Raw genomic sequence first — 19,337 nt, 5'->3', positions numbered from 1 at the left:
GTCCAGGAACAGGCGACAGAGGCGCTGGAGACGATCATGACCGCAGTACCGACCGAAGTCTCGACATCGCCACACGGCGGCAGCACGCTCCCGCTGGACGCGCTGCATTTTTTCGTGCGCTATTCGCTGGGCGAATACACCAGTTTCATGTGGCAGCATGGCGGCTTCCTGATCCGCCGCCGGCGCGTGCGCTGGCCGGCCAGTCTGCTCCTGCGCCTGAGAAGCACCTTCAGCGCGGCCCTGAACTTCGTCCTGCTCGGACGCGGGCGGCGCACCTATGAATTCACCATCGACGAACACGGCATCGTGCGCGCCAGCGGCGGCGTGACCCTGATCGACTGGGAAGACGTGGCCGCCGTGCGCACCTACTCGCGCGGCTTCATGCTGGTGCTCAAGCGCGGCACCTTGCCGATTCCATTCCGTTGCCTGTCCGAGGGGCAGCTGGCCGCCATGCGCGAGCTGGCGGCGGCGCGGCACAAGCTGGCCTTGCGCTGAAATCTACCTGTCCCGCCGATGTGGTTTGAACGCGTCGGCAGGAGACCTGCCGACCCTACGCATGATCTGGTCCGCCGGACCCAATCACTCCTCGAACAACACCGGCATCTCGTGCGAGCGCTTGCGCAATGCCAGGCGCGCGCCGTCGTAATCCGGATACACCTCGCCCACCGTGGCCCAGAACGCCGGGCTGTGGTTCATCTCGCGCAGGTGGGCCAGTTCGTGCGCCACCACGTAGTCGATCAATGACAATGGATAGTGGATCAGGCGCCAGTTCAGGCGAATGCTGCCGCCCACCGTGCACGAACCCCAGCGCGAGCCGGCCGACGACAGCGTGAGGCTGCTGTAGGACACGCCCAGCCGCGGCGCATAGTGGTCCAGGCGCTCGCGGAACAGGCGCTTGGCCTCGGCCTGGAACCAGAGTTTCACCCTTTCCTTGAGCTGCCATTCGGACAGTCCCGGCACCACCCCGATCCACAATTCATTGCTGGCGGCGTCGAACCGGCAGTGGCTGCGCGCCGCTTGTTCGAGCCGCAGCACGATGTCGCCGCCCAGATAGGGCAGGCGCGCGCCATCCTTCCATTCGACCGGCGAGCGCCCCTGGCGCTGGTCGCGCCGTTCGCCCCGTTCGAGCAGCTTGGCGACGATCCAGCGCTGCTTGGCGCGCAGGGCGTTGTCGATTTCCTCGAGCGTCACGCGGCGCGGCGCCGTCACGCGCAGGCCATCGTCGTCGATGGTGAAGCCGATCGAACGCCGCGTTGATCGGCGCAGCGCGTATTCGATCGTGTGGTGGCCGAGAATAATGCGTTTCAGGGGAGGGTCTTGCGGGCCAACGGGCGGCGAGGGAAGCTTGGTGCGGGGCGGCGCCGGCGGCGCCTTGAACAGCGGCTGCGCGGGCGGCGCAGGCCTGTCGGAGGGCTTGAGCGCCGCGAAGAACTCTTGCGCGAACAACTCCAGCTGATGCCCGTCGACCTTCGTCGAGGCCATGGTCTGGGGCCTCGACTCACGAATCTGGGCGCTAACGTCGCTCAACCACCTTTGTAGGCGTGGGGCGAAATGACGCGCATTTCGGATTCTATCCAATTTTCTACCTCTTGCATCAGACTGTCGGGGGTATGGCCTTCGGGCGAGATCGGCTTGCCGATCGAAACCGTGATCAATCCGGGCCGTTTGATGAACGAATTCTTGGGCCAGCACTCGCCCGAATTATGCGCGATCGGCACCACGACCGCTTGGGTTTCCACAGCCAGGCGTGTGCCGCCGCTCTTGTACTTGCCTTTCTGGCCGACCGGGATGCGGGTGCCTTCGGGGAACATGATGATCCACTGGCCGTCGGCCAGGCGGCGCTTCCCGTGACGCACGACGGCGCCGAACGCATTCTTGCCCTGCTTGCGGTCGATCGGGATCATGCGCAGCAAGCCCATGGCCCAGCCGAAGAAGGGGATGTACAGGATTTCCTTCTTGAAGACGTAGACCAGCGGCCGCGTGAGATTGGGCAGCAGGAAGATCGTTTCCCATGCCGACTGGTGTTTCGAGAGCACGATGGCCGGCGCGTCGGGCAGGTTGTCGTAGCCCTTGAATTCGTAGCGGATGCCGCAGATGACGCGCGCGCACCAGATGATGAAGACGTTCCAGCGCGAGGTGAACCAGAAGCGCTTGTTGTACGACAGCGGCGCCGCCAGGAAGCAGAGGCAGGCCCAGATGACGGTGGCGACGATCATGACGATCGTGAACAGCAGGGAACGCAGGAACAAACTGAAGTTACGCAAAGGGGCTCCGGACAAATCGATCTGGTTCTGGACTGGACTGCGGATTTTTTTATTGATTATGCAGGCTGCGCGCCGGTTGTGCCAGAGGGGGCGCTCGATGGCAATCCCGGCTTGAGGAAGGCCGTCACCATCGCCGCCAGGTCAGGGAACACCTGGGTGCCGGGCGGCAGGCCGCCGGTGGCCTGGGTCTTCTCGCCTTTGCCGGTCAGCACCAGGTAGGGCGCGCAGCCGCGGTTGAAGCCCGCCTGCAGGTCGCGCAGCGAGTCGCCCACGGTGGGCACGCCCTTGAGATTGACCTTGAAGCGCTTGCCGATCTCTTCGAACATGCCCGACTTGGGCTTGCGGCAATCGCAGCCGTCGATCGCCGCGTGCGGGCAGAAGAAGATGGCGTCGATGTCGGCGCCCACCAGCTGGGCCGCGGCATGCATCTTGGCGTGGATGGCGTTCAGGGTCGTGATGTCGAACAGGCCGCGCGCGATGCCCGACTGGTTGGTCGCGACCACGACCCGGTAGCCCGCCTGGTTCAGGCGGGCGATCGCTTCGAGCGAGCCGGGGATCGGGATCCATTCGGCCGGCGACTTGATGAAGTCCGGCGAATCCTGGTTGATCACCCCGTCGCGGTCGAGGATGATGAGCTTCATCACCCGCTCTTCCTTGGCGCGCTCGCTGCCCATCTTACGCCGCCAGCTTCGAGATGTCGGCCACGCGGTTCATCATGCCATGCAGCGATGCCAGCAGGGCCAGGCGGTTGTTGCGCAGCGTGACGTCGTCGGCCATCACCATCACGTCGTTGAAGAAGGCGTCGACCTGGTCGCGCAGCTGGGCCAGGGTCTTGAGCGTGCCGCTGAAGTCGCCCGCGGCGAAGGCCGCGTCGACTTCCGGCTGCACGCGGGTGACGGCGGCCGCCAGATCCTTCTCGGCCTGGTCCTGCAGCAGGGCAGGGTCGACCACGGCGTCCTTCGGCATCGCTTCCTCGTTCTTCTTGAGGATGTTGGTGATGCGCTTGTTGGCGGCGGCCAGCGAGGCCGCCTCGGGCAGCGCCGCGAAGGCCTGCACCGCTTCCAGGCGCTGCACCACGTCGTCGACGCGGTCCGGGTTCTGGGCCAGCACCGCCTCGACCTCGTTCGGCGAGAAGCCGCGCTCGCGCAGCATGCCGCGCAGGCGGTCGAGCATGAAGGCCGTCACCTCAGGGCGCGGATCCTTGAACGCAGGCTGGTCGGCGAAGGTGGTCACCGCGTCGGCCAGCATGTCGGCGATCGACAGCGGCAGGCGCTTCTCGACCAGCATGCGCATGATGCCCAGCGCGTGGCGGCGCAGCGCGAACGGATCCTTCTCGCCGGTCGGCTGCAGGCCGATGGCCCAGATGCCGACCAGGGTTTCCAGCTTGTCGGCCAGGGCGACCGCGAGACCCGTATTGGTGGCGGGAAGGGCGTCGCCGGCGAAGCGCGGCTGGTAGTGCTCGGACGCCGCGCGCGCGACTTCATCATGCTCGCCATCGTGGCGCGCGTAATACGTGCCCATGATGCCTTGCAGCTCGGGGAACTCGCCGACCATGTCGGTCAGGAGGTCGGCCTTGGACAGGCGCGCGCCGCGCTCGGCCAGCGCCGCGTCGAAGCCCAGGCGGGTGGCGATATAGGTCGCCAGCTTGGTGATGCGCTCGCTGCGCTCGGCCTGCGAGCCCAGCTTGTTGTGGTAGACCACGTTCGCGAGCTGCGGCAGGCGCGACTCGAGGGTTTTCTTCTTGTCCTGCTCGAAGAAGAACTTGGCGTCGGACAGGCGCGGGCGCACCACGCGTTCGTTGCCGCCGACGATGGCGGTCGGGTCGTCGGTCGCGATATTGGACACGATCAGGAAGCGCGAACGCAGCTTGCCTTCGGCGTCGGTCAGCGCGAAGTATTTCTGGTTGGTCTGCATGGTGAGGATCAGGCATTCCTGCGGCACGGCCAGGAATTCTTCCTCGAAGCGGCATTCATAGACCACCGGCCACTCGACCAGGGCCGCCACTTCGTCCAGCAGCGATTCGGGCATCAGGACCTGGTCGCTGCCCGCTTTGTCGAGCAACTGGGCGCGGATGCCTTCCTTGCGCGCGTCAAGCGAGGACAACACCTTGCCTTCGGCTTCCAGCACTTGCGCGTAGTGGTCGGCATGGTCGATCGTGATCGGACCGCCGTGCGACAGGAAACGGTGGCCCATGGTGGTGCGGCCGGCGGTCAAGCCAAGCAGGGACAGCGGCAGCACCTGTTCGCCATGCAGCGCGGTCAAGAGGTGCACCGGACGCACGAACTGCACGGTGTCGCCGCTCGGGCGCTGGTAGCTCATGACCTTCGGGATCGGCAGCTTGGCCACCGTCTCGGCCAGCACGTCCTGCAGGGCGTCGGCAAGGGGGCTGCCGGCGGCGGTATGGGTGTAGAAGAAGCTTTCGGCCTTGCCGTCCTGGGCGCGCTCGAGCTGGTCGACGGTGAGGTCGGGAAAGCCCAGCGCGGCCAGCTTCTTGGCCAGCGGCGCGCTCGGATTGCCTTCCTTGTCGAGGGCCACGGAGACAGGCAGCACCTTCTCGCGGATCGATTTATCGGGCGAAGTGCCGCGCACATCGGTGATCGTGACCGCCAGGCGGCGCGGGGTGGCGTGGGTGGTGACGCTGCTGCCGGCTTCCAGGAAATCGCGGGCCTTCAGGCCGTTCGCGATGCCGGCGGCGAAGGCCGCGCCCAGCTTGACGAGCGCCTTCGGCGGCAGTTCTTCGGTCTGCAGTTCGACGAGGAGTGTTTGGTTCATGGTCTGTTCTGTTCTTTTCAGGCTGCTTTTTCTTGATCAGTTAGGGCCTCGCCGGCCGCCACCATGGGGAAGCCCAGCTTCTCGCGCGAATCGTAATAGGCTTGCGCCACCAGGCGCGACAAGGTGCGCACGCGGCCGATGTAGGCGGCGCGCTCGGTCACCGAGATCGCGCCGCGCGCGTCCAGCAGGTTGAAGCTGTGCGAGGCCTTCATGATCTGCTCGTAGGCCGGCAGGGTCAGCTGCAGCTCGATCAGGCGCTTGGCTTCGGATTCGTGGTTGTTGAACGCCTGGAACAGGATCTCGGTGTTCGAATGCTCGAAGTTGTAGGTCGACTGCTCGACCTCGTTCTGGTGGAAGACGTCGCCGTAGGAGAGCTTTTTCTTCACTCCGTTCTCTTCCCACTCGGTCCATACCAGGTCGTAGACGTTCTCGACGCCCTGCAGGTACATGGCCAGGCGCTCGATGCCATACGTGATCTCGCCCAGCACCGGCTTGCAATCGAGGCCGCCGACCTGCTGGAAATAGGTGAACTGGGTCACTTCCATGCCGTTCAGCCAGACTTCCCAACCCAGGCCCCAGGCGCCCAGGGTCGGGCTTTCCCAGTCGTCTTCGACGAAGCGCACGTCATTCTTCTTGAGGTCCAGTCCAAGGGCTTCGAGCGAGCCGAGATACAGATCGAGGATGTTCTCGGGCGCCGGCTTCAGCGCCACCTGGTACTGGTAGTAGTGCTGCAGGCGGTTCGGATTCTCGCCATAGCGGCCATCCTTCGGGCGGCGTGACGGCTGCACATAGGCGGCGCGCCACGGCTCCGGGCCGATCGCACGCAGGAAGGTGCCGGTGTGGAAGGTGCCCGCGCCGACTTCCATGTCGTAGGGCTGGAGCAGTGCGCAGCCCTGCTTGTCCCAGTAGGACTGCAGGGTAAGGATGATTTGTTGGAATGTGAGCATCTCGAAGGGGCCGGGGCTGGTGGGCCGCGAACACGGTATGTTTGCCAAATGACTAATTCTACTGAATTTTTGCGCCCCTCTGGGGGGTGATTTCAACTCAGCTATTCGATTTAAGACGGTAGCGGCGGCCTGCAAACCACGCGCCGAGCAGCATCACGCCGCCCAGCATCAGGAACGCCGCATTGCCGAGGCGGATGAACGGCGTCATGCCGGTCGCGCCGCGCACGGTCGCGCTCAGGACGCCGTCGGTATAGAACGGCAGCACCTGCGTGATGTTGCCGCGGTGGTCGATCACGGCGGTGGCGCCGTCATTGGTCGAGCGCAGCATCGGGCGGCCCGTTTCCAGCGTGCGCATGCGCGAGATCTGCAGGTGCTGCGGGATGGCCACCGACTGGCCGTACCACGACAGGTTCGACACGTTCAGCAGCAGGGTCGCCGGGTGCTGCGCATTGCGCAGCTGGTAGGCGATTTCTTCGCCGAACACGTCTTCGTAGCAGATATTCGGCAGCACCCACTGGTCTTTCACCGCGAACGGCGCCTGCAGCGCGGCGCCGCGGGTGGCGTCGTTCAGCGGGATGTTCATCATGTCGGTGAACCAGCGAAAGCCCGGCGGGATGAATTCGCCGAACGGCACCAGGTGCGCCTTGTCGTAGCGATACGGACTGGGGGCGGGGCTCATCGCGATCACGCTGTTGCCGTACTTTTCCGGGCCGTCGAACAGCGGCATGCCGATCGCCAGCGTGCTGCCGGTGGCGGTGGCATAGCGCTGCAGGCCGTCCAGGTAGCCTTCAGGCAAGTTGTGCGGGAAGACGGGCAGGGCGGTTTCCGGCGTCGCGATCAGGTCGGCCGGGGCCGCCGTGATCATGGTCTGGTAGCGTGTCACGATGCTGGTCAGGAATTCCATATCGAATTTCCTGTCTTGCGGGATATTGCCCTGAAGCAGGCGCACGCTGATCGGCTGGCCGGTTTCCTGGGTCCATTCGACCGTGCGCAGGCCCTCGCCGGCCAGCATCAAGGTCATCAGTAATCCAATGGCCGGCCAGCGCGCGCGCTGGGTGAGCATCGCGATGCAGCCGGCGCCGACGCCGGCCAGGATCCCGATGCCGTACACGCCGATCAGCGGCGCGAAGCCGGCCAGCGGCGCCAGGTCGTGGGCATAGCCCGACGAGGCCCACGGAAAGCCCGTGAACACCCAGCCGCGCAGCCATTCGGACACGCCCCACAACGTGGGCAGCACCAGCAGCAGGAAAGCGGCCACCGGCAGCGACCAGCGCTTGCGCAGCCAGCTCGCCACGCCGGCAGTCAGGGCGCCGAACAGGCCCATATACAGGCACAACAGGACCAGGCCCGCCACCGCCAGCGCGGCCGGCAGATGGGCGAAGCGGGTTCCGAACACGTACAGCCAGTGCACGCCGGCCAGCGTCCAGCCGAAGCCGAAGGCCCAGCCGATCAGGGTCGCGCGCTTGACCGAACTGCCCATGCCGACCTGGTAGAAGAACCAGGCCAGCGGCAGCAATTGCAGCGGCCACCAGCCATAAGGCTGGAACGAGAGGATGGAGGAGGCGCCGGCCAGGACGGCGAAGAACAGCAGCAGCGCGGAGGGCTTGCCGCCGCGCTGCGCCGCGCGTTCGGCCAATTCGGCCTTTGACGCGGGCGCCGACGCGGTCTTGGTCCAGCGGCGCAGCATCAGTCGCGTTCGTCTTCGATGGATGGCAACTGTTCGACCAGCAGGACGTGGATCTGGCGTGCGTCGGCGCGCAGCACCTCGAAGCGCAGGCCGTGCAGGTCGACCACTTCGCCCTTGTGCGGCATGTGACCCAGGTGGCTGGCGATCAGGCCGCCGATGGTGTCGACATCGGTGTCCGGCAGCTCGGTCCCGAGCTCCTCGTTGAACTGCTCGATCTCGGTCAGCGCCTTGACGCGCCAGCGCGGGCCGTGCTGGCCTTCGCGGATCGAGATGATGTTGTCTTCTTCTTCGTCGAAATCGTATTCGTCCTCGATGTCGCCGACGATCTGCTCGAGCACGTCCTCGATCGTGATCAGGCCGGCCACGCCGGAATACTCGTCGACCACGATCGCCATGTGGTTGTGGTTGGCGCGAAAATCGCGCAGCAGCACGTTCAGGCGTTTCGATTCGGGAATGAAGACCGCCGGGCGCAATTTGGTGCGCACGTCGAAAGATTCTTCTGCGTAATAACGCAACAAATCCTTGGCCAGCAGGATGCCGACCACCTTGTCGCGCTCGCCTTCGATGGCGGGAAAGCGCGAGTGGGCGGTTTCGAGCACGTAGGGCATCCATTCCTCGATCGGTTTCGTGATGTCGATCACGTCCATCTGGGAACGGGGAACCATGATATCGCGCGCCGACAGGTCGGACACCTGGAACACGCCCTCGATCATTGACAGCGCATCGGCGTCGAGGAGGTTGCGTTCATGGGCATCGTGCAGCACTTCGAGGAGCTCTGCGCGATTTTCGGGCTCGGGGGAGATGAAGGCGGTCAGCCGCTCCAGCAGTGACCTGTGGGGTTTGGCGTCCGGGCGGACGTCACTGGGATACTCGGGCATAGTTGGCGGGAAGCCGTTGTTACAATGGGGTGTAGGATACACCAAAAGGAATGCACCCGATATTCACGCGGGTGCGTGCTGCTGTTGCGCCGGATTGGCGGCACTGCCGCCAATCCTACTCGCCATAGGGATCGGGAAAGCCCAGCACCTCCATGATGTCGCGCTCGAACTGCTCCATTTCTTCGGCGTCGTCGTCGTTTTCATGGTCCCAGCCCTGGGCGTGCAGCACGCCGTGCACGACCAGATGGGCCGTGTGTTCCTCGACCGTCTTGCCCTGCTCGTCGGCCTCGCGCTGCAGCACGTCGGTGCACAGCACGATGTCGGCGCGGGTCGGGTCGTCCTCGCCCAGCTCCTCTTCTTCGTTGTAGGCGAAGGTGAGGACGTTGGTGGCGTAGTCCTTGCCGCGGTAGGCCTTGTTCAGGGCCCGGCCTTCATCGAGATCGACGAAGCGGATGGTCAGCTCGGCCGGGCCGAGCAGGGCCTCTTCGACCCAGCGCCGCAGCTTGGCTTCGGTGATCTCGCTTTCCAGGCGGGGGTCGGCGAACTGGAATTCCAGCTCAAGTGGATATTTTTTTTCTTGCATGTTTCACCGGGATCGGTTTGGGGAGGGCGCCCAATTCCTGGACGGACATATCCTTGTCATACGCGTCGATGATGCGCGCCACCAGCGGGTGGCGCACCACGTCGGCGCTCGAGAACTGGGTGAAGGCGATGCCGCGCACGTCCTTCAGCACGTGCATGGCGTCGACCAGGCCGCTGCGCTGGGTCTTGTGCAGGTCGACCTGCGTCACGTCGCCGGTGACGACGGCCTTGCTGCCGAAGCCGATCCGGGTCAGGAACATCTTCATTTGCTCGACGGTCGTGTTCTGGGCTTCGTCCAGGATCACGAAAGCGTGGTTCAGGGTGCGGCCGCGCATATAGGCCAGCGGCGCGATCTCGATCACCTGCTTTTCGAACAGCTTCTGGGTGCGGTCAAAGCCCAGCAGGTCGTACAGCGCGTCGTACAGGGGACGCAGGTAGGGATCGACCTTCTGCGCCAGGTCGCCCGGCAGGAAGCCCAGGCGCTCGCCGGCCTCGACGGCGGGACGGGTCAGGATGATGCGCTTGACGGCGTCGCGCTCGAGGGCGTCGACGGCGCAGGCCACGGCCAGATAGGTCTTGCCGGTGCCGGCCGGACCGATGCCGAAGCTGATGTCGTGGTTCAGCACCGCGTTCAGGTACTGGATCTGGTGCGGCGTGCGGCCGCGCAGGTCGCTGCGGCGCGTCTTGAGGAGCGGGCTTTCGAGGCTCTCGGGCACGTCGCCGGCGTCGGCGTCTTGCGGCGCGTCGGCCCTGGCGTCCGGGGCGGCATCGGGGTCGGCGGCGCGCGGCTTCAGGCCCGCGCGCTGCTCGACCAGGGCCAGTTGCACCTCTTCGATCGGCACGACCTTGTTGGCAACCGCATAGAAGCGTTCCAGCAATTCGACGGCGCGTCCGGCATTGGCGCCGCTGACGATGAATTTCTCGCCGCGGCGGAAAATCGTGACGTCGAGCGCGGCCGAGATCTGGCGCAGGTTTTCATCGAGCGGACCGCACAGGTGGGCCAGCCGCGTATTGTCGAGCGGCTCGGGAATGAAGTACGAGGGCAGGGTTGGCTGTGTTTTCAACTGGCTTTGGCTAACGTATCGAGGTTGGCGACGAGTTCGCCGCGCAAATAGTAATCGTGGCTGGCGACGATGCGCAGGTCGGCCAGCTGGCCGATCAGCGCGACGTTCGTCGAGTCCAGCGGATTCATCGGGAATAGGACCACGCGGTTGTTCTCGGCGCGGCCCTGCAACTGGGTGGCGTCCTTCTTGGCGACGCCTTCGACCAGCACCCGCTGCACGGTGCCGACCATGGCGGCGCTGTGCTTGCGGGTGTTGGTGTCGATCAGGGCTTGCAGGCGCTGCAGGCGCGCCAGCTTGACCTCGTGCGGCGTGTCGTCTTCCAGGTTCGCGGCCGGCGTGCCGGGACGCTTGCTGAAGATGAAACTGAAGCTGTTGTCGAAGTCCACGTCCGCGACCAGCTTCATCATGGCCTCGAAGTCGGCCTCGGTCTCGCCCGGGAAACCGACGATGAAGTCGGACGAGAAGGTCATGTCGGGCCGCACCGCGCGCAGGCGGCGGATGATCGACTTGTATTCGAGGCCGGTATAGCCGCGCTTCATGGCGCCCAGCACGCGGTCGGAGCCGTGCTGCACCGGCAGGTACAGGTGGCTGACCAGTTGCGGGATCCTGGCATAGGCGTCGATCAGGCGCTGGCTGAATTCCTTTGGATGGCTGGTGACGAAGCGCAGGCGTTCGATGCCGGGAATCTCGGCAATGTATTCCAGCAGCAGGGCGAAGTCGGCGGTGTCACCGCTCTCCATGGCGCCGCGGAAGGCGTTCACGTTCTGGCCCAGCAACATGATCTCCTTGACACCCTGGGCGGCGAGGCCGGCGACTTCGGTCAGCACGTCCTCGAAGCGGCGCGAGACTTCCTCGCCGCGCGTATAGGGCACCACGCAGTAGCTGCAATACTTGCTGCAGCCTTCCATGATCGAGACGTAGGCGACCGGTCCTTCGACCTTGGCTGGTGGCAAGAAGTCGAATTTTTCGATCTCGGGGAAGCTGATGTCGACCTGGGCCTTGCCCGACTGGCGCCGGTCCCGGATCAGCTGGGGCAGGCGGTGCAGGGTTTGCGGGCCGAACACTACGTCGACATAGGGTGCGCGCTTGACGATGGCGTCGCCTTCCTGCGACGCGACGCAGCCGCCGACGCCGATGACCAGCTCGGGCTTCAGGCGCTTGAGTTCCTTGATGCGCCCCAAGTCGGAGAACACTTTTTCTTGCGATTTTTCGCGGATCGAGCAGGTATTAAACAGGATCACATCCGCGTCTTCCGGCGTGTCGGTGCGCACCAGTCCGTCCGAGGCGCCGAGCACATCGACCATCTTGTCCGAGTCGTACTCGTTCATCTGGCAGCCGAAGGTTTTGATGAATACTTTTTTTTGCATGGAATTGCTAGTTGGGGGCGAGCGCTGCATCGACAAGGCGCGGCGGGATCGGGCTAGTTTACCGTAATTCGGCACGGACCCTATCGGCCACCGGTGTGGCCACTTTAATGCCGCGCGGAATGGGTAATTTCTTTACCTAAAGTAATTGTGTTTATGCTTAGATTGTTAAATATCCGCTGGCGAACATACTTTATTGTTCACGACATATAGCCTTGCTGTCATGAAGTGTTTCCTTATGTAAATCAATGACTTCTGGCTGGATTCCGATTTACAAAATTTATCCAAGAAATCTCTTGCGTGCGCCACAATTGAGCCCCATGTGCTGAAATGCAAACGTGACAAGCTTTCCACACGATAGCTTGATTTCCGACAAGGAGTCACATGCGCCCGTTCGTCATCGTACCTGCGTATGCGACAGATAATTTGTTTGAAAGACAAGTGCGCATGTGGAAAGAAACATGGAGCACTATGGGCCGGAATTCTTAAGGGAACGTTCAGATTAGGGCTGTTTAATCCCTTGAACAAGTTCCGGGAACTTATGTTGACGATAGGTAGTCTTTAACAAAAGTTCGTAAAGGAACTATTTTAACCAAACTCGTGAGGTAATTATCATGGCACAACAACATCACGCTCTATCTTCGCAGGAAAGTTACAACCCGAACCACCTGTTGGACATCCTGCTCGGCAAAATGCAACTGAAAAACGACGCCGCCCTGTCGCGCATGCTGGAAGTGGCGCCGCCCGTCATCAGCAAGATCCGCCACCATCGTCTGCCGGTCGGCGCCTCGCTGCTGATCCGCATGCACGAAGTGACGGGCATGAGCATCCGCGACCTGCGCGACCTGATGGGCGATCGCCGCACCAAATACCGCCTGTCGGATGCCCAGGGCCGTCCGAAGCCAGAAGAGAAAGCGGCGCAGGCCGCAGCCGCTGCCGCCCAGCAGCAAGCCCAGCCGGCGCAAGGCCAGGGCGCGCAGAACAGCGAAGCGTCGAACAAGACCTCCGGCAATTATGCGCACTGATGCCGTGGGCATGACAGCCGCATCTGTCATGCCTTCGGTATCGGCGGGGTGCGGCGCCGCCACGCTGCAATTGCAGCAGCGGCGCCGCACCGGATCGGTCCACCGGATCCGAGCCTACTGATTCATCGTGCACCGTCCTGCGGCCTAGGCCAACAGGATGGCTGTCATTTCCTCGAACTGCAGTTCCGTCTCGCGGAACACGTGCAGCCATGTTTCCTCAGGCAGACCGAGCGCCGTCCAGGCCACGCTGGATACGGCGGGCACCAGCTCGTCCGCGTCGCCGGCCAGGTCAAGCGCATGGGCGACCGCATTGGCCACGTGGACGATGGTGGCCAGGAAGCCGGCTCCCGGCGTTTCCGGCGCATGATAAAAGGCGATCGCCTGCTGCATCGTGCCCGAGAACTGCCAGTGCTCGGCCAGCGCCGCGCCGGCCAGCAGGTGGTCAACGCCCAGCATGGCCCGTTCGGTGTCGAGCAGGTCGCCATCGAGGCGGTTGCGTTCGCGCAGGACGGCATCGTACTGCTCGGGATAGCGCGTCACCAGCACCAGGCGGCCGATGCCGTGCAGCAGTCCGGCCGTGAACGCGACATCCTGGTTGAAGCGCATATGGCGCGCCAGCACCCGCGCGCAGGCGGCGGTGGCGATCGACAGGCGCCAGAAAGCCTTGTCGTCGAAGCTGGGGCAGCGTCCGCTCGGGAAGCATCCCGTCATCGCCGCCGCCATGATCAGGTTGCGCGTGGCCTGAAAGCCCAGGAACGTCATGGCCTGCTGGATCGTCGTGGCCTTGACCTGCAGCCCGAAGGCCGACGAGTTGGCCAGGCGCAACGTCTTCGCCGTCAGCGCCTGGTCGGCCGACACTTTTTTGGCCAGCACCGAGATGTCCATGTCTTCCTGATCGATGCTGCCGAGCAGTTCCATGACGACGGCGGGCAGCGAGGGAAGGTCATCCAGGCCCTGGACCAGCTGTTCAAGGGTGATCGCCAAGGTCGTCGTCATGGCGCCACCTGCCGTTCCAGGCGGTAGTCCTCGACGTAGCGGCGCAGCAGCTTGCCGGCCCAGTCGTCGTCACCCTCAAGATCGTGCTTGCGGAACAGGTGGTCGAGCCGGGCAACGACCGCTGCCTCGTCCGGCGCGCGGTGCGCCTCGACGCGCGCCACCGGCACCGCCTCGATATGGTGACGCTGCAGCGAGGCGATGGTCGCCTCGCCGAGGATCGCGCCCTTGGCCAGCAGGACCTGGCCATGATTGTCCAGCAGCTCGTCCGAGAGCACCATGCCCGGCGTTACTTGGGTCACGGGAACCATCGTGTGGTCATCGCTCATAATACCTCCATTCAATTCTGCGCCGATGTTATCACCGGCGCCGATGAATATCTGTAAGCATCGGCGATCGTTTGTCTGTCCCGTCCGCCAACCGCGTCAAGACGCGCGCACCGATAGTCCGCGCCACGTTACCATGCCCGCATGACCAGCCAACGCTACATTGCCTTGTTGCGCGGCGTAAATGTGGGCAGCGCCAAACGGATCGCCATGGCCGACCTGCGCAAGCTGGTCGAAAGCCTCGGCTACACCGGCGTGCGCAGCCTGCTCAACAGCGGCAATGTGATCTTCGATGCCGCCGTGCCATCCAGCCAGGCCGCGGAGGCGATCGAGGAAGCGATGGTGCTGCGTCTTGGCGTGGGGGCGCGCGTGTTCGTGCTCGAGCACCAGGAGCTGGCCGACATCATCGACGACAATCCCTTGCTCGACCTGGCCGACGACCATGCGCGCCTGTTCGTCTTCCTGCTGGTGGGCGAGCCGCAGCGCGAGGTAGCGGCCTGCCTGTGCGGCCAGGACTGGCAGCCCGAGGCCCTGGCGATGGGCCGCCGCGCCGCCTATGTGTGGTGCCCGGAAGGCGTGCTCGACAGCGCCGCCGCAGCCGCCCTGGGCAAGGGGCTGGGCGATGGCACCACCTCGCGCAACTGGCGCACGATCACCAGGCTGCACGGCCTGTGCCACCATCCGGCCGGGTGCTGACGGCCGCGGCGCGGCATGCCCGGCGCCGTCGGGCGCCTACCTGAACTTGTCGCTGCTGTCCCGGCGGGCGCGGTAGCCGATCAGGATCAGGCCGACCAGCATCATCGCGAACACTTCCGGCTCGGGCAGTTCGGACAGGTGAGATGGTGGGGTGACGATATGCGTGTGGCCCGTGACCGCCAGGTCGTGCACCCGTTGCGGAGTCGGAGTGGCTTGGAGGCCATTGTCGGGCGCAACATCGATTACAGCGGCTTGGGCCGGATTGCCGAGGAAGACCGCCAGCGCCGCCGTCAATACATATCTTTTCATAGCCGTTCCTCTTTACAAGCTAAATGCCACCAAGCTTTGGATGCGTTGAAACCTCATCCGCGGTCGCCATCTACCCGATCAGCATAGCAAATCCGCAGGCCTCACCGCGCGCAGTTGCGTTGGTGGGTTGTTGAACGAAATCATATATTTGCTGAAAGATGCGTGCATGTTGCGCTCACTCAAGGCAAAAGTTGACTGTGGTAAATAAACAGCGCTTAGTACTTCATATAATGCAGAAGTGGGTGGATTGATAATGCGAATTTCGCAATCAAACGATGTTTGATTAGCACATTCATCATTATTGCTGTCACTCGGATAATCAAAACCGTTATCAGCTTTTTCATTATCCTCAAATTCCACACTTTTTTATCCGCAAGGTATTCACTGCGGTTTTTTTTGAAGGTATAGTCTCCTTATCCCCTTGCCTTCGGGCATCACAGCAACGTCCCAACCAACACGTCTGAACCCCGGCCCTGGCCGGCACCGCATTCGCTGCCTTTCGCGATGCGGCAACAGCAGTTCCACTTTTGCACGACGCACTTTTCGACGAGTAAACAGATGCCCAACTTTGCCCGACTTCAGATAGCCTTCAAGAACGTCTACGTCCGCATCCTGTCCGCCATCGTGCTGGGCACGCTGGTGGCGCTGGCGATCTTCAAGTCCGATGTGCCGCAAGACCCGAGCCCGGTAATCCACTCGCAGAACATCGCCGAGATCACCTCGCTGGCCGGGCAGAAAGCGCGCCTGGATTACCTCTTGATCGCGCATCCGCTGTCGGAGGCGCCGCGCTACATTTACAAGTTCAAGGACGCGGCGAGCCTGCACGTGGTGAAGGTGCCGAGCACCTCGCACCTGTCGCTCGAGCGCGAAGTGCTGCTCAAGAACGCGATCCCGTATTCGATCGCCAAGGACGATTACCTGGACAGCCACAAGGCGGTGATGGACGAGGGCGTGAGCATGCTCGACCAGACCGTCGACTTCCTCAAGCGCAATGCCTTCCCGATCATCCTGGTGCTGCTGGTGCTGTACGTGATGAAGTTCGGCGTCCCGGGCATGGGCACGAGCGCATCGATGATCACCCCGGACAAGCTCAAGGGCAGCCTGGACGACCTGATCGGCATGGACGACATCAAGCAGGAAGTGCTGCACCTGGAAGACATGATCCGCAACCGCGAGGTCTACCAGTCGCACAATATCGACAAGCCGTTCAACGTGATGCTGACCGGGCCTGCCGGCACCGGCAAGACCAAGCTGGTGGGCTACCTGGCCAAGCGCCTCGACATGCCGATGATCTCGGCTTCGGGTTCGGCGCTGGAGTCGGGCTACGTCGGCGGCGGCTCGAAGGCCCTGAACGCCCTGTACCGCAAGGCTTGCGCCAAGGGCAAGTGCATCATTTTCCTGGATGAAGCGCAAAGCCTGTTCATGCCGCGTGGCCGCAGCGAAAAGAAATGGGAAGACGACACCGCCAACACCATGCTGGGCCTGCTTGACGGCGTGAAGAGCGACAAGGGGCAAGGCGTGATCTGGATCGTTGCCTCGAACTTCGACGACAACACGACCGAGATGGACGAAGCGATGCTGCGCCGCTTTTCGGTGAAGATCAATTTCCGCCTGCCGAACAAGGCCGAGCGCCGCGAACTGCTGCGCAGCTTCCTGGCGCGTAAAAAAGATGGCCTGGTCGACTGGGAAGACCTGAACCTGGACCAGGTGGCCGAGATCACCCAGAACCTGAGCCCGGCGCTGCTGGAAACCGTGGTCGAGCGCGCCAGCATGCTGTCGATCCAGGAAAAGACGATCATCAACACCAACCTGATGTTCCGCGCCTATGAGCGCGCCACCATTGGCCTCACCGACCGCGCGACGACGCTTGACAAGCACAAGCAGCGCGAGCGCATCGCCCTGCACGAGCTGGGGCACTTCTTCATGCAGATCGATCCGTATCTGCGCGCCGGGCTCAGCCTGGCCGAAGTGAAGGAGAAGTCGCACCTGCTCAAGATCAGCACCGAAGCGGTGTCGAAGATCGGCGCGCTGGGTTACGTGCTGCAGTCGGGCGAAGACATGTCGCTGCGCACCCTCGAAGAACTGGAGCGTGACGTGGTCGGCCTGTATGGCGGCGTGGCGGCCGAAGAGATGTTCTATGGCGCGCGCGGCATTTCGGTCGGCAGCCAGAACGACATCGAGAAGATCACCAAGATGCTGAACCTGATGGTGAGCCGCCTGTCGATGTATTCGCGCTCGAAGATCGATTACAGCCAGCTGCAGCAGGAAGCCAGCGGCGAGCACACCGTGCGCCTGGTGGAAGAAAAGGCGGATGCGCTGTACAGCTACACCCTCGATGCGATCCGCGACTACAAGCTGGTGATGGAGTCGCTCAAGGATACGCTGCTGGAGCAGTATGTGCTGTCCAAAGACGAGGTGTTTGCGCTGCTGGAAGAGCGCAGCGAACTCCTGATGCCGCAGCTGCATGGGCATCGGACGGCCAAGCTGACCTTGTGCGAGGAAGAAGTCGCCGCCTGATCGACAAGTCCGTTTTGATGAAACCCGTCCCGCGCAAGCGGGACGGGTTTTTTTGTTTGCAGGGTCGCTGGAACGTGTGGGGGGCGGATCATGCTCATGCAGCTCCCCGTGGAGTCAATGCTCGTGTGGAGCACGCTGTCGCTCGCGCAGCGTCTCCAGCACATGCCGCGTCATGCTGCTGGCCAGCTCTTGTTCCCCCACGAACACCCGTCCACCCGTTTCCGCCCGCAGCAATTCTGCTTCGTTGTCGTTGTGCGTGTGCACCACGCAGCGGATCGACGGATTGAGCGCCTTCGCAATCTCCACCATCTTGCGCACGTCGAAGGTGTCCGGCGTCGCGATCACCAGCATCGCCGCCTTGTGGATATGGGCCTGGATCAGCACCGCCGGTTCCGCCGCATTGCCCACCACTGCCGGAATCCCGCGCTCGCGCGCCTGCTCGACCAGCTCGCGGTGCTGCTCGGCGAGCACGAAGTGAATGCCGCGCGCCGTCAGGTCTTCGGCAATGCGGTGCCCGACCCGGCCGAAGCCCACCAGCACCACCTGGTTGCTGAGCTTTTCGCGCGAGGTCGTCATCGGCAGCTCCGCCAGCGGATCGGCGGGCCGCTCGAGCTTGCGCGCCAGGTGCATCAGGTGATGTTGCTTGCCCAGCCAGCGCTGGGCCGGCTCGATCGTCGAGAACACCAGCGGATTGAAGGCGATCGAGATGATGGCGCCGGCGAGGATCAGGTTCTGCCCGAGTTCCGGCAGCAGCCCGAGCTGCATGCCCAGCGCCGCCAGGATGAAAGAGAACTCGCCGATCTGCGCCAGGCTGGCCGACACCGTCAGCGCGGTATTGAGCGGGTAGCGCAGCGCCAGCACCAGGATGAAGGCGGCGAGCGACTTGCCCACCACGATCACCAGCACCACGCCGAGCACGTACAGCGGATTGTCGATCAACACCATCGGATCGAACAGCATCCCGACCGAGACGAAGAACAGGACTGAAAACGCATCGCGCAGCGGCAGCGATTCCTCGGCCGCGCGGTGGCTCAGTTCCGATTCGCGCAGCACCATGCCGGCAAAGAAGGCGCCCAGCGCGAACGACACGCCGAACAGGCTGGACGAGGCATAGGCGATGCCGACCGCCGCCGCGATCACCGACAGCGTGAACAGCTCGCGCGAGGCGGTCCTGGCCACGCGCCACAGGAACCACGGAAAGACCTTGCGCCCGACGATCAGCATGAAGGCGATGAAGCCGCCCACCTGCAGCAGGGTCATGCCCAGCGCCGGCCACAGATCGAGCCCGGCATCGCCCTTGCCGCCGAGCGGCCCGGCGAGCGCCGGCAGCATCACCAGCACCAGCACCATCACGAGGTCCTCGACCACCAGCCAGCCCACCGCGATGCGGCCGTTCATCGAGTCGAGCACGCCGCGCGCCTCCAGCGCGCGCAGCAGCACCACGGTGCTCGCCACCGACAGCGCCAGGCCAAACACGATGCCGGCGCCCAGGCTCCAGCCCCACCACCACGCCAGCGCCATCCCCATCCCGGTGGCCACGCCGATCTGCAGCAGGGCGCCGGGCAGGGCGATGCGGCGCACGTCGAGCAAGTCCTTCAGCGAGAAATGCAAGCCCACCCCGAACATCAGCAGCATGACGCCGATCTCCGCCAGTTGCGAAGCCAGGCCGATGTCCGCCACGAAGCCCGGCGTGGCGGGGCCGATGAAGACGCCGGCGGCCAGGTAGCCGACCAGCGCCGGCAGCTTGAGGCGCACGGCCAGCATGCCGAACATCAGGCCGAAGCCGAGTGCGGCGGCAATCGTGGTGATGAGGGTTAATTCGTGGTGCATGCAGGGGCGGTTCTGGATCGGGTTGGAAGGTGTTCAGTATAAGTCAGCAGTATGTGCGGGCTGTAAAAACATCAGGAGCCGCC

The 19,337-nt window shown here is 63.8% G+C and carries 19 protein-coding genes; 4 read left to right on the top strand and 15 right to left on the bottom strand.

Annotated elements, in window-relative coordinates; genetic code table 11:
- The first annotated feature begins 36 nt into the window (after positions 1-36).
- Positions 37-495, top strand: coding sequence for a YcxB family protein (locus ABIB38_RS09155; protein ID WP_429203451.1), 459 nt, complete (start codon positions 37-39; stop codon positions 493-495).
- A gap of 84 nt (positions 496-579) precedes the next feature.
- Here the strand turns inward: ABIB38_RS09155 and ABIB38_RS09150 are convergent, their stop codons facing one another.
- From ABIB38_RS09150 to miaB, 10 genes are all read right to left on the bottom strand, one after another.
- Positions 580-1,482 carry a M48 family metallopeptidase gene (locus tag ABIB38_RS09150; RefSeq protein ID WP_429203450.1) on the bottom strand — a complete coding sequence of 301 codons (903 nt, stop codon included), beginning with the start codon at positions 1,480-1,482 and terminating at the stop codon, positions 580-582.
- A 41-nt stretch (positions 1,483-1,523) separates the two neighbouring features.
- Entirely contained in the window at positions 1,524-2,264 is a 741-nt protein-coding gene (locus ABIB38_RS09145) for a lysophospholipid acyltransferase family protein (protein ID WP_109346343.1), read from the bottom strand.
- 56 nt (positions 2,265-2,320) lie between these two features.
- Positions 2,321-2,905, bottom strand: a complete 585-nt coding sequence (gene gmhB / locus ABIB38_RS09140; RefSeq protein WP_429203449.1) for a D-glycero-beta-D-manno-heptose 1,7-bisphosphate 7-phosphatase — start codon at positions 2,903-2,905, stop codon at positions 2,321-2,323.
- A gap of 34 nt (positions 2,906-2,939) precedes the next feature.
- Positions 2,940-5,036, bottom strand: a complete 2,097-nt coding sequence (glyS, locus tag ABIB38_RS09135) for a glycine--tRNA ligase subunit beta (protein ID WP_429203448.1) — start codon at positions 5,034-5,036, stop codon at positions 2,940-2,942.
- A 17-nt stretch (positions 5,037-5,053) separates the two neighbouring features.
- Complete coding sequence (gene glyQ / locus ABIB38_RS09130; RefSeq protein ID WP_429203447.1) at positions 5,054-5,983, bottom strand: glycine--tRNA ligase subunit alpha; 930 nt, start codon at positions 5,981-5,983, stop codon at positions 5,054-5,056.
- 97 nt (positions 5,984-6,080) lie between these two features.
- Positions 6,081-7,670, bottom strand: coding sequence for an apolipoprotein N-acyltransferase (gene lnt, locus ABIB38_RS09125; RefSeq protein ID WP_429203446.1), 1,590 nt, complete (start codon positions 7,668-7,670; stop codon positions 6,081-6,083).
- Complete coding sequence (locus ABIB38_RS09120; protein WP_429203445.1) at positions 7,670-8,548, bottom strand: HlyC/CorC family transporter; 879 nt, start codon at positions 8,546-8,548, stop codon at positions 7,670-7,672. The genes lnt and ABIB38_RS09120 overlap by 1 nt, the downstream gene beginning before the upstream one ends.
- A gap of 115 nt (positions 8,549-8,663) precedes the next feature.
- Positions 8,664-9,131 carry an rRNA maturation RNase YbeY gene (gene ybeY, locus ABIB38_RS09115; RefSeq protein WP_429203444.1) on the bottom strand — a complete coding sequence of 156 codons (468 nt, stop codon included), beginning with the start codon at positions 9,129-9,131 and terminating at the stop codon, positions 8,664-8,666.
- Positions 9,106-10,194, bottom strand: a complete 1,089-nt coding sequence (locus ABIB38_RS09110) for a PhoH family protein (RefSeq protein WP_429203443.1) — start codon at positions 10,192-10,194, stop codon at positions 9,106-9,108. The genes ybeY and ABIB38_RS09110 overlap by 26 nt, the downstream gene beginning before the upstream one ends.
- Entirely contained in the window at positions 10,191-11,561 is a 1,371-nt protein-coding gene (gene miaB, locus ABIB38_RS09105; RefSeq protein WP_429203442.1) for a tRNA (N6-isopentenyl adenosine(37)-C2)-methylthiotransferase MiaB, read from the bottom strand. Before miaB ends, ABIB38_RS09110 begins: the two co-directional genes overlap by 4 nt.
- Positions 11,562-12,172: 611 nt before the next feature.
- Here miaB and ABIB38_RS09100 point away from each other — a divergent pair.
- A complete protein-coding gene (locus ABIB38_RS09100) occupies positions 12,173-12,583 on the top strand; it encodes a hypothetical protein (protein ID WP_429203441.1) in 411 nt (136 codons plus the stop codon).
- Between the two features lie 144 nt (positions 12,584-12,727).
- On the opposite strand, the gene ABIB38_RS09095 is transcribed toward ABIB38_RS09100, so the two are convergent.
- Positions 12,728-13,579: an HDOD domain-containing protein gene (locus ABIB38_RS09095; protein WP_429203440.1), complete on the bottom strand. Its 852-nt coding sequence runs from the start codon at positions 13,577-13,579 to the stop codon at positions 12,728-12,730.
- Complete coding sequence (locus ABIB38_RS09090; RefSeq protein ID WP_429203439.1) at positions 13,576-13,905, bottom strand: hypothetical protein; 330 nt, start codon at positions 13,903-13,905, stop codon at positions 13,576-13,578. Before ABIB38_RS09090 ends, ABIB38_RS09095 begins: the two co-directional genes overlap by 4 nt.
- Positions 13,906-14,046: 141 nt before the next feature.
- On the opposite strand from ABIB38_RS09090, the gene ABIB38_RS09085 reads away from it, so the two are divergent.
- Positions 14,047-14,598, top strand: coding sequence for a DUF1697 domain-containing protein (locus ABIB38_RS09085; protein WP_429203438.1), 552 nt, complete (start codon positions 14,047-14,049; stop codon positions 14,596-14,598).
- 36 nt (positions 14,599-14,634) lie between these two features.
- Here ABIB38_RS09085 and ABIB38_RS09080 read toward each other — a convergent pair whose 3' ends face one another.
- Positions 14,635-14,907: a hypothetical protein gene (locus ABIB38_RS09080; protein ID WP_429203437.1), complete on the bottom strand. Its 273-nt coding sequence runs from the start codon at positions 14,905-14,907 to the stop codon at positions 14,635-14,637.
- A 78-nt stretch (positions 14,908-14,985) separates the two neighbouring features.
- Positions 14,986-15,267, bottom strand: a complete 282-nt coding sequence (locus ABIB38_RS09075; RefSeq protein WP_429203436.1) for a hypothetical protein — start codon at positions 15,265-15,267, stop codon at positions 14,986-14,988.
- Positions 15,268-15,465: 198 nt separating this feature from the next.
- Here ABIB38_RS09075 and ABIB38_RS09070 point away from each other — a divergent pair, with 198 nt between their 5' ends.
- Complete coding sequence (locus ABIB38_RS09070; RefSeq protein ID WP_429203435.1) at positions 15,466-17,424, top strand: AAA family ATPase; 1,959 nt, start codon at positions 15,466-15,468, stop codon at positions 17,422-17,424.
- A 114-nt stretch (positions 17,425-17,538) separates the two neighbouring features.
- Here the strand turns inward: ABIB38_RS09070 and ybaL are convergent, their stop codons facing one another.
- Entirely contained in the window at positions 17,539-19,254 is a 1,716-nt protein-coding gene (gene ybaL / locus ABIB38_RS09065; RefSeq protein WP_429203434.1) for a YbaL family putative K(+) efflux transporter, read from the bottom strand.
- Positions 19,255-19,337: the final 83 nt, after the last annotated feature.

This window comes from Massilia sp. UYP11 (genome assembly GCF_050434805.1).
Taxonomy (GTDB): Bacteria; Pseudomonadota; Gammaproteobacteria; order Burkholderiales; family Burkholderiaceae_D; genus Telluria.
The sequence above is the reverse complement of the archived record's forward strand: the minus strand, read 5'-3'. Positions and strand labels throughout refer to the sequence as shown.